Origin of the sequence: Nostoc sp. LEGE 12447, assembly GCF_015206985.1 — a bacterium.
Lineage (GTDB): Bacteria > Cyanobacteriota > Cyanobacteriia > Cyanobacteriales > Nostocaceae > Nostoc.
In genome coordinates this window covers 38703-54921 of sequence record NZ_JADEXT010000027.1, presented here as the reverse complement: position 1 = coordinate 54921, position 16219 = coordinate 38703, and the positions used below count along the sequence as shown (strand labels likewise).

The 16219-nt window shown below is 40.7% G+C and carries 13 protein-coding genes and 2 pseudogenes; 7 read left to right on the top strand and 8 right to left on the bottom strand.

All coding sequences use genetic code 11. The features are described 5' to 3' along the window. Positions 1-93: 93 nt before the first annotated feature. From IQ274_RS23890 to IQ274_RS38080, 3 genes and pseudogenes are all read right to left on the bottom strand, one after another. The gene (locus IQ274_RS23890) at positions 94-441 is read right to left on the bottom strand and encodes a Mo-dependent nitrogenase C-terminal domain-containing protein (protein WP_163926947.1); all 348 of its coding nucleotides are present in this window, start codon (positions 439-441) and stop codon (positions 94-96) included. A 194-nt stretch (positions 442-635) separates the two neighbouring features. Next, positions 636-2171 (bottom strand): nitrogenase molybdenum-iron protein subunit beta, encoded by a 1536-nt coding sequence (nifK, locus tag IQ274_RS23885; protein ID WP_012407198.1) that lies wholly within the window; start codon positions 2169-2171, stop codon positions 636-638. 200 nt (positions 2172-2371) lie between these two features. Next, positions 2372-2539: pseudogene (locus IQ274_RS38080) on the bottom strand (nitrogenase molybdenum-iron protein alpha chain); the annotation flags it as partial. A gap of 110 nt (positions 2540-2649) precedes the next feature. Between IQ274_RS38080 and IQ274_RS23875 the strand changes: the two are divergent. Continuing rightward, positions 2650-4068, top strand: a complete 1419-nt coding sequence (locus IQ274_RS23875; RefSeq protein ID WP_194143642.1) for a site-specific integrase — start codon at positions 2650-2652, stop codon at positions 4066-4068. 188 nt (positions 4069-4256) lie between these two features. Here IQ274_RS23875 and IQ274_RS23870 read toward each other — a convergent pair whose 3' ends face one another. After that, on the bottom strand, positions 4257-4535 hold the full coding sequence (locus IQ274_RS23870) for a hypothetical protein (protein ID WP_194143641.1): 279 nt from the start codon (positions 4533-4535) through the stop codon (positions 4257-4259). A 231-nt stretch (positions 4536-4766) separates the two neighbouring features. On the opposite strand from IQ274_RS23870, the gene IQ274_RS23865 reads away from it, so the two are divergent. Beyond that, entirely contained in the window at positions 4767-8438 is a 3672-nt protein-coding gene (locus IQ274_RS23865) for an NB-ARC domain-containing protein (RefSeq protein WP_194143640.1), read from the top strand. Here IQ274_RS23865 and IQ274_RS37465 read toward each other — a convergent pair. Next, entirely contained in the window at positions 8425-8547 is a 123-nt protein-coding gene (locus IQ274_RS37465; RefSeq protein WP_265578565.1) for a hypothetical protein, read from the bottom strand. The two genes, IQ274_RS23865 and IQ274_RS37465, sit on opposite strands and share 14 nt — an antisense overlap. A gap of 52 nt (positions 8548-8599) precedes the next feature. Here IQ274_RS37465 and IQ274_RS38075 point away from each other — a divergent pair. Both IQ274_RS38075 and IQ274_RS23850 read left to right on the top strand, forming a co-directional pair. Further along, positions 8600-9019, top strand: a pseudogene (locus IQ274_RS38075) (XisH family protein). Further along, positions 9007-9345 (top strand): XisI protein, encoded by a 339-nt coding sequence (locus IQ274_RS23850; RefSeq protein ID WP_194143638.1) that lies wholly within the window; start codon positions 9007-9009, stop codon positions 9343-9345. The pseudogene IQ274_RS38075 and the gene IQ274_RS23850 overlap by 13 nt, the downstream one beginning before the upstream one ends. Before the next feature lie 66 nt (positions 9346-9411). Here the strand turns inward: IQ274_RS23850 and IQ274_RS23845 are convergent, their stop codons facing one another. Further along, positions 9412-9951, bottom strand: coding sequence for a DUF2267 domain-containing protein (locus IQ274_RS23845; protein ID WP_194143637.1), 540 nt, complete (start codon positions 9949-9951; stop codon positions 9412-9414). A gap of 250 nt (positions 9952-10201) precedes the next feature. Here IQ274_RS23845 and IQ274_RS23840 point away from each other — a divergent pair, with 250 nt between their 5' ends. Then, complete coding sequence (locus IQ274_RS23840) at positions 10202-10999, top strand: dienelactone hydrolase family protein (RefSeq protein WP_194143636.1); 798 nt, start codon at positions 10202-10204, stop codon at positions 10997-10999. Positions 11000-11514: 515 nt separating this feature from the next. On the opposite strand, the gene IQ274_RS23835 is transcribed toward IQ274_RS23840, so the two are convergent. Further along, a complete protein-coding gene (locus tag IQ274_RS23835) occupies positions 11515-12162 on the bottom strand; it encodes a class I SAM-dependent methyltransferase (protein WP_163926952.1) in 648 nt (215 codons plus the stop codon). A 123-nt stretch (positions 12163-12285) separates the two neighbouring features. Continuing rightward, positions 12286-14502: an ATP-binding protein gene (locus IQ274_RS23830; RefSeq protein ID WP_194143635.1), complete on the bottom strand. Its 2217-nt coding sequence runs from the start codon at positions 14500-14502 to the stop codon at positions 12286-12288. A gap of 109 nt (positions 14503-14611) precedes the next feature. On the opposite strand from IQ274_RS23830, the gene IQ274_RS23825 reads away from it, so the two are divergent. After that, positions 14612-14767, top strand: a complete 156-nt coding sequence (locus IQ274_RS23825; RefSeq protein ID WP_194143634.1) for a hypothetical protein — start codon at positions 14612-14614, stop codon at positions 14765-14767. A 163-nt stretch (positions 14768-14930) separates the two neighbouring features. Further along, positions 14931-16118 carry a calcium-binding protein gene (locus tag IQ274_RS23820; RefSeq protein WP_194143633.1) on the top strand — a complete coding sequence of 396 codons (1188 nt, stop codon included), beginning with the start codon at positions 14931-14933 and terminating at the stop codon, positions 16116-16118. Positions 16119-16219 lie beyond the last annotated feature (101 nt).

Below are 16219 nucleotides of genomic sequence, written 5' to 3'. Positions count from 1 at the left end.
TTTGTCATTTGTCATTTGTCCTTTAAATAACTAATGACCAATGACTAATGACCAATGACTAATGACCAATAACCAATGCCCCATGCCCAATAATTAGCAAATGTATTTTGTGACATCCTCTCCACATACATCGGCGAGGTAAGATAGAGCGCGGAAACGCAATCCTACAAATTCGTCATATAAAGGATTGAGTTTACATAGTGGTGGAATATCAATAGTCTTCCCAAATAATTGAATTTGTCGCTCAAAGGGACAACAACAAGGAATTGTTTGGCAAATTAGATGAGCGAAGCGATTATTTTTAACCTGAATTCCATCCACTACACTACGCAACGGATTAAGAAGATTGTGGAACCATCCTCGTTTTTTCTGGTTAGGTGGATGGTAGTTAGGATGAGGATGAGTGTGAGTATGTTCGTGAGTGTGATTGATGGTTTCCATTTATCAATTCCTTGGGTAAATGCTAGCAAGAAAAAGGGGAGTTGGGGATTGGGTATTGGGGATTGGGTATGGGGCATTGGGCATTGGGCATTGGGTGTTTTCCCAGTCCCTAGTCCTCAGTCCCCAGTCCCCAGTCCCTATTCCCTACTCCCCTTCTTTACCCTTAATTAACACGTTGTGTTTCTACGCAATTTCTAACGAATCAAGTCGTAGGAAATATCTGTCTTAGAAGGAATGTTGGTGTTGCGATCGATTTCTTCAAACAGGGTGTTTACAGTCCAGTTGAGGAGGTTGATCACACCTTGATAACCAATGGTGGCATAGCGGTGTAGGTGGTGGCGATCCATGATGGGGTAGCCGATTCTCACGAGGGGAATCTTGGTGTCGCGCCACAGGTACTTACCGTAGGTGTTACCAACTAAGAAGTCTACTGGTTCGGTGAAGAGCAAAGAACGCATGTGCCATAAGTCCTTACCAGGCCAAACAGTTGCATGTTGACCGAAGGGGCTAGAAGCAAGCAGTTCTTTCATTTCTGCTTCAAATACTTCGTTGCTGTTGTGAACCAAGATATGCACAGGTTCAGCACCCATTTCTAGCATAAAGCCAACTACGCTGTATACTAAATCTGGTTCGCCGTAGATAGCGAAGCGCTTGCCGTGAATCCATGAGTGGGAGTCAGTCATGGCATCAACTGCACGACCGCGTTCGATTTCCAATTCTTCAGGAATGGGGATACCACTCAATTCGCTGAGTTTCATCAAGAACTCATCAGTACCCTTAATGCCCCAAGGACGGGAAACTGAGGTTGGTTGCTTCCATTCTTTTTCGATGTACTCGCGGGTTTTGGGTGTAGAGTGTGCTTGCAGTGCGATCGTAGCTTTCGCATTGATTGAATCTGCTGCATCTTCTAGCTTTGTTCCACCTGGGTACATATCGAATTCACCTGTGTTGGGTGAATCCAAGTAGTCGCTGTTGTCGGCTAGAATTGTGTAGTCAAAGCCGAACAAAGAAGCAATCCGCTTGATTTCGCGGTTGTTGCCTACATAGGTATCAAAACCTGGGATGAAGTTGATTTTACCATTGCTGGTTTCTTTCTTATGACCTGCGGTCAAGTTAGAAAGAATTCCCTTCATCATGTTGTCGTAACCAGTGATGTGGGAACCGACAAAGCTAGGGGTGTGAGCGTAGGGAACTGGGAAATCTTGAGGAACTGAACCAGCTTGCTTAGAGTTGTTGATGAAGGCTTGTAAGTCATCACCAATTACTTCTGCCATACAGGTGGTGCAGACAGCAATCATCTTAGGCTTGTACAGTTGGTAAGAGTTCGCCAACCCGTCAATCATGTTTTGCAGACCACCAAACACGGCTGCATCTTCAGTCATTGAAGAAGATACACCAGAGAATGGCTCTTTGTAGTGACGGGTTAAGTGGGTGCGGAAGTAAGCAACGCAACCTTGAGAACCTTGAACGAAAGGTAGAGTACCTTCAAAACCAACAGCAGCAAAAATTGCTCCTAGTGGTTGACAGCCTTTAGCAGGGTTAACGGTTAAAGCTTCACGAGCGAAGTTCTTTTCACGATAATCCCAACCCTTTGTCCACTCTGAAACCCGTTTTACTTCTTCGGGATCGTGACCATTTTCAAACTGCTTTTTGTTTTCAAATAGCTGTTGGTACTCAGGCTGGTGGAATAACTCGACGTGATCTTGAATTTTTTCTGGATTCTGAGGCATTTCTTCTGGACTCCAAGGTTACTGAATTCTTTTACTGATTGAGGTGCGAGTGGGGAGTAGGGAGTGGGAATATGATTCAAAATTCAAAATGCAAAAATCAAAATAAATTTTTAATCTTTCAATTTTGAATTTTGGATTCCCAACTCCCCCCTGGGGTTTTAGCCCCAGGTTATCCTTACTTATCTCTCTCTCCCATTTCCCTAAACGGCAGCCTTAGCCTTAGCTTCAGCCTTCTTAGCCTGAGCTTTTTCATTCCAAGGAGCGCCAATTAATCCCCAGGTTGGGCTGTTGAGTGCTAAGTCCATGTCACGTGCGAAGATGGCAAAGCCGTCATAACCGTGATAAGGACCGGAGTAATCCTTTTTGTGGTTTAATTCTTTTAAATAGCCTAATGTTTGCAGTAAACAGTGTCTGTTCTAAACATTGTTCGCTGATAACACATTTCTTTTTAGGCTAAATATAGGCTAAAAACACAGCGATGCATAATCAGGGTCAAGACAAGTATCAACAAGCTTTTGCAGACTTAGAGCCTGTTTCATCTACCGATGGCAGTTTTCTTGGCTCAAGTCTGCAAGCACAGCAGCAAAAAGAACACATGAGAACGAAAGTACTACTAGAATTAGAGAAAGTTAATCTGCGTTTGAAGTCTGCAAAGGCAAAGGTGACTATTAGAGAATCGAATGGAAGTCTGCAATTACGGGCGACGTTACCAATTAAACCGGGAGACAAAGATAGCAATGGTACTGGCAGAAAACAATACAATATCAGTTTGAATATTCCCTCTAACTTAGATGGACTCAAAACGGCTGAGGAAGAAGCCTATGAATTAGGGAAGTTAATCGCTCGTAAAACGTTTGAATGGAATGATAAATATTTAGGTAATGAGGCAATTAAAAAAGAATTTAAGACTATAGGAGAATTACTCGAACAATTTGAGAGTGAGTATTTTAAAACTCATAAACGAACTACTAAAAGCGAACATACCTTTTTTTATTACTTTTCCCGAACAAAGAGATTTACGAATCCTAAAGATTTGGCAACTGCTGATAATCTGATAAGTTTAATTGAACAAATCGATAAGGAATGGGCTAAGTATAATGCAGCTAGAGCAATCGCAGCATTTTGCATGACATTTAAAATCGAAATCGATTTATCTAAATATTCCAAAATGCCGGAGAATAATTCCCGCAATATACCTACAGATGCGGAAATATATGATGGAATTATCAAGTTTGAAGATTACCAACATAATAGAGGTAATCAAGTTAATCAAAATGTTCAAGATAGCTGGCAACTTTGGCGGTGGACTTATGGAATGTTAGCAGTTTTTGGTTTACGTCCACGGGAACTTTTTATTAATCCTGATATTGATTGGTGGTTGAGTCAAGAGAACACTGATTTGACATGGAAAGTTCATAAAGATTGTAAAACTGGTGAGAGAGAAGCATTGCCATTACATCGGCAATGGATTGACGACTTTGATTTGAGAAATCCGAAATATTTAGAGATGTTGAAGAGTGCGATCGCTAAAAAAGATAACACAAATCATGCTGAGATAACGGCGTTAACACAGCGAGTTAGTTGGTGGTTCCGCAAGATAGGATTAGATTTTAAACCCTATGATTTACGTCACGCTTGGGCAATTCGGGCGCATATTTTGGGGATACCAATTAAAGCGGCGGCGGATAATTTGGGGCATAGTGTGCAAGTTCACACCCAAACTTATCAGCGTTGGTTTTCGCTAGATATGCGGAAGTTGGCGATTAATCAAGCTTTGAGTAAGAGGAATGAAGTTGAGTTGATTAGGGAGGAGAATGCAAAGTTGAGGATGGAGAATGATAAGTTGAGATTGGAGATTGAGAAGTTGAAGATGGAATTGGTTTATAAGCGAAGTTAAAAATCAAGTGCATTTGTACACTTCTACTATATATAAATCATAGAAGGTGCAATTGCTATCTCTACAATTGCTTCGTGAGCATTTTTAAGTAAGGCGCGATCGCTAGCTGTCGATTTACCTAAAATTTGGTATCGTTGCAGGAGAGGATAGCAATCGCATTTACAGTTGAGTTACGAGCTATTAGTAAATTATTTGGTTTTTACATCTCGCTTTTGTAGCATTACAGGTACAAATATCTTGTTATATTCAGCTAAAGCAAGAATGAGAAACGCAATAGCTAGGATGATGGCGACTGGAAGTCCCCCATATTGGAGTAATGCAATTGTATCTGATTGTTCCAAAGGTGAGATGATAGCTTTTTCAGTCGTACAAACAAGTTTGTCTGGTTTTGCTGTTGTTGTTTGGCAGCGCAATAGCTGATTTGTTTGTTGTTGTTGAATAGTTCCAGAGACTAAAGAGTAATTCATAGATATATTCAATCCTTTAATCAAATTTTAAGGTGTAATGACCAACAAATACATTCTATAAGCTGCTTCTGAAAAAGTCCCAGAAAAGAATTTCCAGTAAATAAAATATAAGCGGAAAAATTTTTCCGCTTTTGAAAATAACCGGAAAACATATACATTCTCAAGCCAATTCAGTTAAACTGAATCAAAATATGCCAAATTATAAGACAGTTTAGGAAGATAACAGTAACTATGAAAAACTGGTACACATTTTTAAGAACGGAGGTGTTTCCTCAAGAACGATATGGATTAACCAAAACTGAGCAAGCCATTCTTCTGTCTAAATTCCCTAGCCAAGAAACTGTCAGAACTAACAAACAGGTTGCAAAGCAAGCGATAGAAGATGATGAATTGCCTCCTAATCCAGAAACTGTCAGAAAGCATATGTGGACAATATACAATGAGCGGTTCTGTCCAAAAGATGGCAAGGAAGGTTTTCCGGGCTATAAACAGAGAAGCCAAAATAAAGATCAACAATTCCTTGCTTGGTTAAAACAACAATATTTGCAATGGCTGCAAACTTCTAACTTTGATACTCCACTTGAGTCAGCTTCAGAGGCTAACCATCTAATTCAAGTATCCCGGGCAGCATTAGGAAAACTCAGCAACCATGTACCAGATTTACCATTAAATTTCTTGCCACGCTTTGATGCACTCAAGGACGTAAAAAAGTTGGTACTTGATGGTACAAACCAGCCAGTAGGCGTTACTGGAACTGCTCTTAGAGTTGGAGTGCAAGGTATGGGCGGAATTGGCAAATCAGTCTTGGCAGCAATGCTAGCACGGGATGAGGAGGTGCGGCATAGTTTTCCCGATGGCATCTTGTGGGTAACACTTGGTCAAAATCCAGCACTTACCTTACGGCAATTAGATTTAGCCAAAATGCTGGGCGATAGTTCACAGATGTTCCAAGATGTTCAACAGGGCAGAGTTCACTTGAGCGAATTGTTAGCAGATAAAGCTTGCTTGTTGATTCTAGATGACGTGTGGCAAAGCAAACACGCTGAGGCATTTAATGCACTAGGGCAGAAGTGTAAGATGTTAATTACAACACGTGATAATAAGGTGCTTCAGGAACTAGGCACTGTTGGATATTTGCTAGGTTTGCTGGAGGATGAAGAGGCGCTAACACTCTTGGCATTGTGGGCAAAACAAGAGAAAGAAACATTACCTCTTGAAGCACATGAAGTGGTAGGAGAATGTGGTAACTTGCCTTTAGCACTAGCAATGATTGGTGCATTAGTGCAAGGTAAGCCAGACCGTTGGGGCAATCTGCTGCATAAGCTTTGCAATGCTAATCTAGAAAAAATTAGGCATCAATTTCCTGATTACCCTTATCCAAACTTACTGAAAGCGATTCAAGTCAGTATTGAGGCATTAGAGATTGATATCCAAAAGCGCTATTTAGATTTTGCCGTTTTTCCAGAAGATACGCCTATTCCTGAAGCTATGTTGCAAACTTTTTGGGAACTGGAAGGGCTAGATGAATTCAACACGCAAGATGTGGTAGATGTGCTAGTAGAGAGATCGCTAGCACAGCGTGATGATAAAGGATGTTTAACTTTGCATGACCTCCAGTATGACTATGTGCGTAAGCAAGCTGGTGATTTGCCTGCATTGCATAACCGTTTTGTGAATTCTTACTCTTCACGTTGCTCAAATGGCTGGCATACTGGCCCAAATGATGGCTATTTTTTTGAAAACTTAGCTTACCATCTACATGAATCTGGGCGAAAACAAGAACTGTATGAACTGCTAACTAAATCCCCAGATTGGATGGAAGCGAAATATATTGCTTGTACAGGTGATGCAGCCTATGTTGCTGACTTGGAATTGGCAATAAGTGACTTTGCTGATCCGTTAGAAGCAAATCAATTGTTAACGCTAACTCAACTCCAAACAGCAAGACAAGTAGTAAATCAAAGAGTAACTAATTATAGCGACACTGATTTAGCAACTCTGGTCTGGTTGGGGCGTGAAACAGAAGCAGTTGGCTATGCGCGTTTGCGAGAATTTCCTGAAAGTAGGTTTAAGGGCTTATTAGCTGTTTTTAAAGCCGAACAAAAGAAAGGAGAAGGTAACTATCTACTTTTGAAGGAGCTAAAAGAATTAGCTTTATCAATTCAAATGAAAAGTTGGGATAAAGCAAGCATATTAGTGAATTTAGCAGTAGCTATATCCCAAACTGAATATTTTGTGGAAGAATTTAGCATAGTAATTGAGGAAGCTAAAAAATTTGTCAACATTAGAAGTTCATTTCAGGCATACCTTTTAACAAAATTAGCCGAAGCATTAGATAAAAGAGGACAGAAGGAGAAAGCAAGTACAGCCTTTGCTCAAGCAAGGCAAATTGCACTTGATGAACAGCATACTTGGCATCAAGCATTTCGTTTAAGAGATTTAGTAGCTACTCTTGCCCAACTCCGACGCTTTTGTGAAGCTAAACAAATAGCAAATGATATTGAGGTTGAGTGCTTGAAAGTACAAGCATTAAGTGAATTAGCTAAAGCACTGATTCATGAAGGATTAGGTCAAGAGGTAGATGCAATTTTTACAGAAATTAAAGTCTTGATAGAAGCTAATAATTCACATCTTACTGATCACTATGAAGAATCGATAGATACATTGGGTGAATTTGCAGCAGTGTTAGCTCAAGCTGGACATGAAGAAGACACTGATCAATTCTTCACCAAAGCTAAAAGATTTGCTGATGAGAGTCCTTGGTGGTATCGTGACGAATCTCAAAGTCGCTTAATATATCACTTGGCTCAAGCTAGACGTTTCGATGAAGCTTATAAAGTAGCTTGTACTATTCATAAAGGCAGTTGGACACGAGCAAAAGCTTTAAGTATATTAGCAAATACTTTAGCGCATGTGGGGCAAAGTCAAGAAGCCATAAAAATTTTTACAGAAGCCAGAGAAGCTGCCAGCATTACTAAAGACAGACAGACATCAGCAGCAATGGGTAATCTAGCAGTGGTAATGGAGAAGGCTGGATATAAAGCACAAGCAGAGGCTATCTTTACGAAAATAAGGAAAACTGCGTCTAATAGTGATGAATACGAGCAGCTGAAGATATGGACTATATTAGCTATTGCTTTTGCCCAAGTTGGACGCTTCAGTGAGGTGCAGGAAGTTCTTCAGATGATTCCGCCAACCAATCCATTTCGTGTCAAAGCACTAAGTGCATTGGCAGTTGCTCTTGAGCAAAATGGGCAAACACTGGAAGCAGATAGAGTTTTTCAAAATATTCAGGAGTTTGCTCACAAACCTATGACAATTAGCTCAATTGATGCACCACCACAAAGTACGTTAGTAAAAGCATTAGCTCAGGTAGGTCGTTTTAACCAGGCTATGGAAAATATGCTTTATATCGAAGACGATTTAGAAAAAGTGCAAGCATTATGTGCTGTAGCGGCAACCTTAACTAATGCAAAACTTGAAATTGAGGCAAATAGAATATTTATGGAGGCTAAAGCAGCTACCTATGCTGTTGAAAGCTATGGGCGCAGAGAGTCAGCAGTATGGACATTTGCAGCTGCATTATCTCAAGCAGGACATTTCGATCTAGCAAAGAAAGAGGTTCAACTGTTGATCGATAATGACTTACATCGCCGGGAAGGGCTCAGCGGTTTAGCAGCGCCGATCGCAAACATTGGGCACTTTGTTGAAGCATTCGCTACACTTGGATTGCAAACACTCGATAAATTTTTATACGATCTGAGTGAATGGGCATCAGCATTTGAGAAAGTTCAGCCAAGCTTATCGTTGGAGGTTATGCGAGAAGCAGTTTGCATTGCCGGGTGGGTACGTCCCCACTGGAAAGAAATTTCTCAACTTTTTCCTGAGATCACAAATAGCTGAATTTTAAAATAGTGCGATCGCCCTTTCTCTCCAACACAGCAAGCGATCGCCTTCGGGTTATGCAAAGCCGAATTGTATCTACACCTGGTGCTGCTTTAGTGGGATGCACGATAGAATTTAAGCAAAAGAAAAGACTTTATCCTTCTGGTTAGCTGTCTACGATGTCTGCAAGAGATAGGTTTCATGAACTGGTTAGAACTGCCCTTGAGAAGGAAGGGTGGATAATTACTCATGATCCGTACCACATGATTTGGGGTTTGTTGATTTTTATATCGACTTGGGTGCAGAGCTGTTGCTAGCAGCGACAAAGGATGAGGAAAAAATTGCAGTTGAAATCAAAACGTTTTTAGCACCCTCAACGATTTCTGAGTTCCATACTGCAATTGGACAATTTATTAATTACCGCATTGCTTTGGAAGATGATGATCCAGAGCGGCGGTTGTATTTGGCAGTTCCGCTCGACGTTTATAAGCGATTTTTCAGATATCCATTTATTCAAACGGTCATTCATTGTCCGTAACAAAATTCCCCTTTTGGTGTATGACACACAAAAACAGGAGATTGCAGAATGGATAAGCTAATTTTGTATCGGGAACTAATTCAGAAATTATTGACGGCGCGAGCAAACTTGCGTTCTGGGAGCGATCCAATAGAAAGTCAAACCATTTTTGATACTACAAAAGACCACTATCAGCTTGTGCATGTGGGATGGAAGGATAGTAGTACCCGGATTTATGGCTGTGTGCTGCATATAGATATCAAGGATGGGAAGATTTGGGTGCAGCATGATGGAACGGAGGATGCGATCGCAGATCAACTTGTGATGGAGGGAGTGCCTAAGCAAGATATTGTGATAGCATATCATGCACCTCATGTACGGCAGTATACAGAGTTTGCTGTAGGCTAAACCTATTGAAAAAGACTGTTTGCGAGTAAGCGATCGCAAACAGACTTGACTTTTTTATACTTCTAATTAAGCTTGTTCCCAAAGCTGACGTACATAATCAGGGAGCGCGCCAGCAATTTCCTGAATCCGCTCTGGGGAAAGTTCGTCTTTGGTAGCAGAAAATACCGCTTTAACTGCCTGTTCTGCCTCGACTGATCCTGGAACTCCGCCTTCATTTGCAACCCGCGTTAGAAATAGCTTGGAGTCAATTCCAATAGGAGCCGGGCCTTTTAAAGGTTGACGGATTCTACTTAAAAATCTCACTATGGGATTAGTGTCTTTCCAGAGTTCAGCCACTTCAAACTGGAGTGCTTTTTCATCTGTAGGCACTGCCTCTGTATGCAATTCTGACTCGACGCGATCAATTGTGTCCACGGTCATTAAGTCACGCATAACGCGATACACAACTTCGGTAAAGTCTCTTGCGTCATACAAATCTGCAAATCCGCTTCGAACCATGACCTTTTCAAGAAAAGAGTGATGTTCATCAGCGATCGCAGTTCGAGTATCTTCAATCTCCGTTGGGTCAACTTCTGGAATATTTGTTCTAAAACTTTGATCGGGCATTGTTTTTTCTTGTGGTTATTATTTTTGAGTCTTTATGCTTACTGTATGTAAGGTCGCACAAATCAAAAACGCTTGGAATCTTCCAGAAGTTTGAGATGGTATCTATTCAAAAGTTAGAAATTTCTTTGATCTGCTCATAGCTGTAAAGTCATGGTTGAGGTGAGGAGAGCAATACTTCTGATGTTTGTGCCCGTCTGTGTCGAAAACCAGTCAAAATAAATGAGTTGGTATAAAAGCAGCCGAAACAAATATGGTAGAAACAACAAACATCGAAATTAATACTGCAAAAGTCAAAGTACCCAACGGTGATTTAGAAATCGATGCTTACTTAGCTCAACCATCACAAAACGGAACTTTTGGAGCGGTTATAGTTTTTCCAGAAATTTTTGGAATCAATAGTAATATTCGAGATATCACCGAACTAATCGCTAAACAAGGTTATGTAGCAATAGCCCCTGCGATGTATCAACGTATTGCTCCCGGTTTTAAAGCTGATTTTAGCGCTGAAGATGTTGGGTTTAGTCCAGAAAGCTATAAGCTGGGGTTGGAATACTATCAACAAGTAAAGTATCAAGATATCTTAAGTGATATTCAAGCTGCGATCGCCTACTTAAAAACTTTACCCAATGTCAAAGATGATGCGATCGGTGTTATTGGTTTTTGTTTTGGCGGTCATGTTGCTTACATCGCTGCAACTTTCCCTGATATCAAAGCAACAGCTTCGTTTTATGGTGGTGGAATTACCACTTCTAGTTATGGTGAAGAGACTCCAACCATTAATCGTACCTCGGAAATTAAAGGTATTATTTATGCCTTTTTTGGTACAAGAGATACATTAATTTCCCAGGAAGAAAACGAGCAAATTGAGGCAGAGTTAAAGAAACATCAAATCAATCACCGTGTATTTCGATACGATGCCGGACACGGTTTTTTCGCCGGATTCTTCAAAGACAAGTACCCATTTATGGAACAACACCCAAGCTATAATCCTGAAGCTGCTCCTGATGCTTGGCAGCATGTTCTAGAACTGTTTCAAAATCACTTGTAAAACCCCGTCTCTTGATAAAGTAAATATTAGGTAGTGGCGTGGCAAGGCTAAAATGTTGCAAAAAAATTGTAGGTTGGGGAGCCACTGCGTTGCGCGGGTTCCCCGCATTGTAGCAAGTGGCGTTGGAGGCTTTGCGTAACCCAACATCCTGATATATGTTGGGTTGCGCTCTGCTCCACCCAACCCAATACTTCTCGGTTAAGGGGAAAAGGGGAAAGGGAAAAGGGAAAGAAAAAACCTTTAACCTTTACCCTTTACCCCAAACCCGATTCCGAGTTAAAAATGCTTAACCGAGAAGTATTACCACCCAACCTACTAGTACGACAAGCTTAAATTTATTGGTTTGAGTAATCATAGAATAGTTTTGTTTTGGATATTCTAGGTTTTTTAAACCCAATGTTTTAAGCTTGCCGCGCTACTACATCTATGTCTAATACACTATCTTAAGCTTGCCACGCCACTACAGTTTAAGGTTTACTACAAAACAAAATTACAAGACTGCAATAGTGTTGTCCTTAACTTTTTAAGTTTTTAAGCAGTAATTGACAACCACATAAAAACGGATTTGGACTTTCTATCCGCTCGTCTGCAAGCACTTCAATCGGAAGCTTGCTGTTATAAATCAATTCATCATAATCCATCAATGCATCCCACTTGATTTTGCCAGTCGGGAAGCCTAGTTGTGAAGCACCATCAGCTATTAACTCTTGCCATTTTTGAATCTCTGGATCTTGGGATTTACAGTAATCGAGAATGGCAATAAATGCACCAGGTTTAGTAACTCGTAGGATTTCTTTAAGAGCAAGAACTGGATCTTCAACGACACAGAGGGTAAATCCCGACGCTGCTGCATCAAAGCTATTATCAGGAAAATCAAGGTTGCAGAGATCCGATAGCTTGAAAGTGATGTTTGCGGATACGCGCTTTTTACGTGCTTGATCCATCATCTTATCAGAAAAATCAATACCCACAACATTTACCCCTTCCGGGTAAGCTGAAAGATTAAGACCTGTTCCTACCGCAGCATCTAGTACAGTTTGTCCTGGCTGAAGCTGTAAAGAAGCAATTAGCGGTTCGCGCTCAATGTGCCAATAACGCTTCATAATTGCGTCATAATCTACCGCCCCGCGATCGTAGGTTTCAATCACCTGATTTATCTGCATAGGTTCCTTAAAAAATATAACTACTGGTTTTAATTTCTCAGCATACGTACAATATAATACTTAATTTGAATTGACTACCGTAATAATGGCTAGATAATTTGGTAATTCCAAATTAGTATTAAGTTAAACCACTTCATGAACCTTTAGCTGGAGAGGAACTTGAATGATAAACTCGGTTCCTTCTCCAGAAGTTGAGAAGCACTCTAGTTTGCCGCCATGTTTTTCTGTGATGATTTGGTAGCTGATAGACATACCCATTCCGGTGCCTTTGCCAATGGGTTTGGTGGTGAAAAAAGGATCGAATATGCGTTGCTGAAATTCTTTAGAAATACCGACTCCATTATCAGCGATCGCTATTTCTAACCACGTTGAATTAATTACAGATGTGCGAATCTTAATTCGACTAGGATTTTCCTCAATCTCTTGATAGGTACGCTTAATATTATTTTCTTCTAACGCATCAACCGCATTTACTAAAATATTCATAAATACCTGGTTGAGTTGTCCGGCATAGCATTCTACTAGAGGTATAGTGCCGTAGTCTTTAATCACTTCAATTTCGGGTTGTTCTGGTTTAGCTTTGAGGCGGTGCTGCAAAATCATCAAGGTACTGTCGATGCCTTCATGAATATCAACACTTTTGAATTCCGCTTCGTCGATGCGGGAGAAGTTTCGCAACGACAGTACAATTTGGCGAATGCGATCGGTGCCTACTTTCATGGAAGACAACATTTTTGGTAAGTCTTCCTGCAAAAACTCTAATTCGATGTCTTCGGCAACGGTTTGGATTTCAGCCGCAGGGTTGGGATCGTGCTGCTGATACAATTGCACAAACGCTAATAAATCCTGAGTATATTCCTGCACATAGATGAGGTTGCCATGAATAAAGTTGACTGGATTATTAATTTCGTGTGCTACTCCAGCAACTAGTTGTCCCAGACTAGACATTTTTTCACTTTGAATAACTTGAGATTGAGTGCGCTGCAATTCCTCTAAAGTATTTTTGAGTTCAGTAGTACGTTCTTCTACCCGATCTTCTAGTTTTTCTTTACTTTTCTCTAAAGCGGTAAATGATTCATATAGTTGCCCTGCCATGTAGTTGAAAGAGTTAGACAGGGTATTAAGTTCTTGAATAACGCCAGTTTCTACTGTCTGAGCTAAATTACCGGATGCCATTGCCTTACTTGCCCAATTTAGGCGCAGAATTGGGCGTACAATCCAATGGGAGGTAAATACGCCCATCACAGAGGCAACGACTAATGCACCAAAACAAAGTGCGATCGTGGTGCGCGTGTTGGCGTGAATTTCCGCCATAAATGCGTTTTCTGGCACACTCACTACCATCAACCAACTCAAGCCATACTTGTCACGCCAAGGTGCAACATCGACAAAATACCGTTTTCCTCCTACCTCAAGACAAAAATCTGTATCTTGATTGATGGATTTAAACCCGGAGGTTTGGAGGTGTTTGGCAATGTTCTGTATTACTGGGTCAGAACTGTCGATCGCTCGTAATCGCCGGATATCTTGATTGACGAGGACAAAAGGCTTTTCTGTACCAGAACTGGCGATTAATGTGCCATCTCGCTCTAAAAGGAATACTTGCCCAGACTTACTAATATTTAAATTGCGTAAAAAATCGCTGAGTTTTAACAGATGAATATCGCAGGCAATCATGCCTAGTAAGCGATTTTGCGAGTCATAAATGGGACGACTGGCAGAAGCAGCTATGTAAGGGCCAGTAGGAAAATTTCCAGTTACAATCTTTGCCCAAATAGGTTTACCAGCAGCGATGGGTTGAGTGTACCAAGATTCCTTGAAATTGTTCCAATCCCACCGAGCATTAACCTGAGTTCGATTACCTTGATTATCTGTGGCATAAGTGGAAGTATTATTCGGAGGCTTGGCAGTCCAATCATCAATGGTGATCGTCTTGCCGTCATAACGAGCGGCTCCAAGACCCTCACCTGTCGTTAGCCCGATACCAATATAAGTCAGGTCAGAGGCGTGCATCTGATCCCAGAAATACTTGCCAACGGTTTGGCGATGCCTAAGGCGGGCTTCGCCTACGCGCACGTCTAATATTCCTCTGCGGATGGCATCTGCATTGATCTGATTAAGGGTTTGTGGAATGGCAAGATAAGACTTCAAATGTTCATCCACTACCTCACTTGTGCGATCTATCAACTGTTCTGCTAGGTCGTTAACTGCCCTTTGTCCATTTTTAAACGACAAATAACCCACTAAACTGACCGCTGCAAAAATTTGGATAAGGAAGGGAACAACAAGAACAATCTGTAATGGGAAAGCTTTACCTTTGCGGGGATAGGGAATCTTCATTGCTGGAAGCTAAAAGTTATGCTAATTTGATTTGCTTCTATAGTTCCCAATATGTCGACATACTCACCTTTATTTAGTTTTTTAGTCTAGTTAAAGGTAGCTGTAGGGTATGTTGTCACAAAGCACAACCCCCTATAATATCAAATATCCTAAAGTTCTCACAAAAGCTGAACTTTACCACCAGACCAATCTCACGGCTAAATATTGTGCTGGATCAGTGGATAGAGTAGTCAAGTTTGATTGGCGATCGCAGTTACAAGCATAGTGCCTACATATTGCTTGTTTTTTACAGGCTTTTTCATTTATTTAAACCATAATTATAAAAAACTTTTGCGATTAACCGGATTATATTGATTTATCCAGAAAAATAGCTCATATACGTAACTTTCTGGTTTCACTGAACTGTACTGAGGTATAAAATAAATTTTATGACAACCCAAGTTTTTCGCGGCATTACCTACACTGAACTAGACATTCAAGAGAGTAATCAAAGAGTTTTCGGTACTGCTAATCCAGACTGGTTTGTTGTAGAAGGCAACAACAATGTTGTGAATACACGAGATGGTAATGATGTTGTTTTACTAGCAAGAGAAATAGACTTAATCTATCTATCTACTACTTTCAATGGGGAGGTATTGCAAACTAGTCCTCTATCCTCTAATCCTGATGGGATTAGTGCGATCGTTGATACTGGAGCAGGAGATGATTATGTCAGTTTTGGATCTGGCAATTACAAAATTAATTTAGGTAGTGGAAATAACTTTTTAGACGATTACGGTGGAAACTATTTATACGATGCTGATGGTACTAATATTATTGGCTTAGGGACAACTCCAAAAGTGATTGCCTCAGCCGGAGCAGGTGACGATATTTTCTATTTAGGTGGATTTGCCAACCGAACCATTGATGCAGGAAAAGGTAACAACTTAATTTTTTTGGGAAGCGGAGATGCCAACATTAAAACAGGCTCAGGAAATGACATTATAACCAGTGAACTTTCAATAGCAACTTATATTTTTTCCGCTACTGGTTTGCCATTGTATAACCAAACTATAAATGCTGGAGATGGTGACAATCAGATTGCTGTTGCTCCCTATGGCGAAACCACAGTTAAAACCGGCTGCGGCGAGGATTTTATTCTTGCTTATGGAATCCCTGGCTCAAGTGATACAAAAATTTTTACAGGTAATGGCAATGACACAATTATTACAATTGATACGAACAGCACTATTAAGTCTGGCTCAGGTGATGATTTAATTTTTGCTGGTTCAGGTGATGACACTATCCTTGTGGGAAATGGAAATGATTTAGTAAATCTGCGAGGAGGAACGGTTTCTCTACCTGACCCTTTAAGTAGCGATACAAACCTGTTTGGTTCATCTGTTGAGGTAATAGGTGGGGGAAATGATACAGTTTACTTGGGTCAAGGAAGAGATACAGTAATTCTGGGAAGCATTGGCTTTGCAACTATTTATGGCTTTGATTGCAACGATCGCTTAGATGTCACCGGGTTAAACGCTAGCTTTACCCAGATAGGGCATGACACGCTGATTAATTCATCTGGTAGCTCTTTGGGAGTTCTCAAAGGATATACAGGTTCAGTACATTTAGCGTAATTGTGAATGCGATCGCTTAACTGCATAAACAAGACTTACGCACTAAAAACTTGAAACCTAAATCCCCCTCAGCCTTTAAAAAGAAGGAGTTGGGGGATTTT

Bases quoted from the DNA above. Each gene is read 5' to 3' on its own strand.
- IQ274_RS23850 (WP_194143638.1), top strand. From the start codon at position 9,007: ATGGATAAGCTAATTTTGTATCGGGAACTAATTCAGAAATTATTGACG.
- IQ274_RS23835 (WP_163926952.1), bottom strand. From the start codon at position 12,162: ATGCAGATAAATCAGGTGATTGAAACCTACGATCGCGGGGCGGTAGAT.
- IQ274_RS23825 (WP_194143634.1), top strand. From the start codon at position 14,612: ATGTTGTCACAAAGCACAACCCCCTATAATATCAAATATCCTAAAGTT.
- IQ274_RS23820 (WP_194143633.1), top strand. From the start codon at position 14,931: ATGACAACCCAAGTTTTTCGCGGCATTACCTACACTGAACTAGACATT.
- IQ274_RS23845 (WP_194143637.1), bottom strand. From the start codon at position 9,951: ATGCCCGATCAAAGTTTTAGAACAAATATTCCAGAAGTTGACCCAACG.
- IQ274_RS23875 (WP_194143642.1), top strand. From the start codon at position 2,650: ATGCATAATCAGGGTCAAGACAAGTATCAACAAGCTTTTGCAGACTTA.
- IQ274_RS23870 (WP_194143641.1), bottom strand. From the start codon at position 4,535: ATGAATTACTCTTTAGTCTCTGGAACTATTCAACAACAACAAACAAAT.
- IQ274_RS23840 (WP_194143636.1), top strand. From the start codon at position 10,202: ATGGTAGAAACAACAAACATCGAAATTAATACTGCAAAAGTCAAAGTA.
- IQ274_RS23890 (WP_163926947.1), bottom strand. From the start codon at position 441: ATGGAAACCATCAATCACACTCACGAACATACTCACACTCATCCTCAT.
- IQ274_RS23865 (WP_194143640.1), top strand. From the start codon at position 4,767: ATGAAAAACTGGTACACATTTTTAAGAACGGAGGTGTTTCCTCAAGAA.
- IQ274_RS23830 (WP_194143635.1), bottom strand. From the start codon at position 14,502: ATGAAGATTCCCTATCCCCGCAAAGGTAAAGCTTTCCCATTACAGATT.
- nifK (WP_012407198.1), bottom strand. From the start codon at position 2,171: ATGCCTCAGAATCCAGAAAAAATTCAAGATCACGTCGAGTTATTCCAC.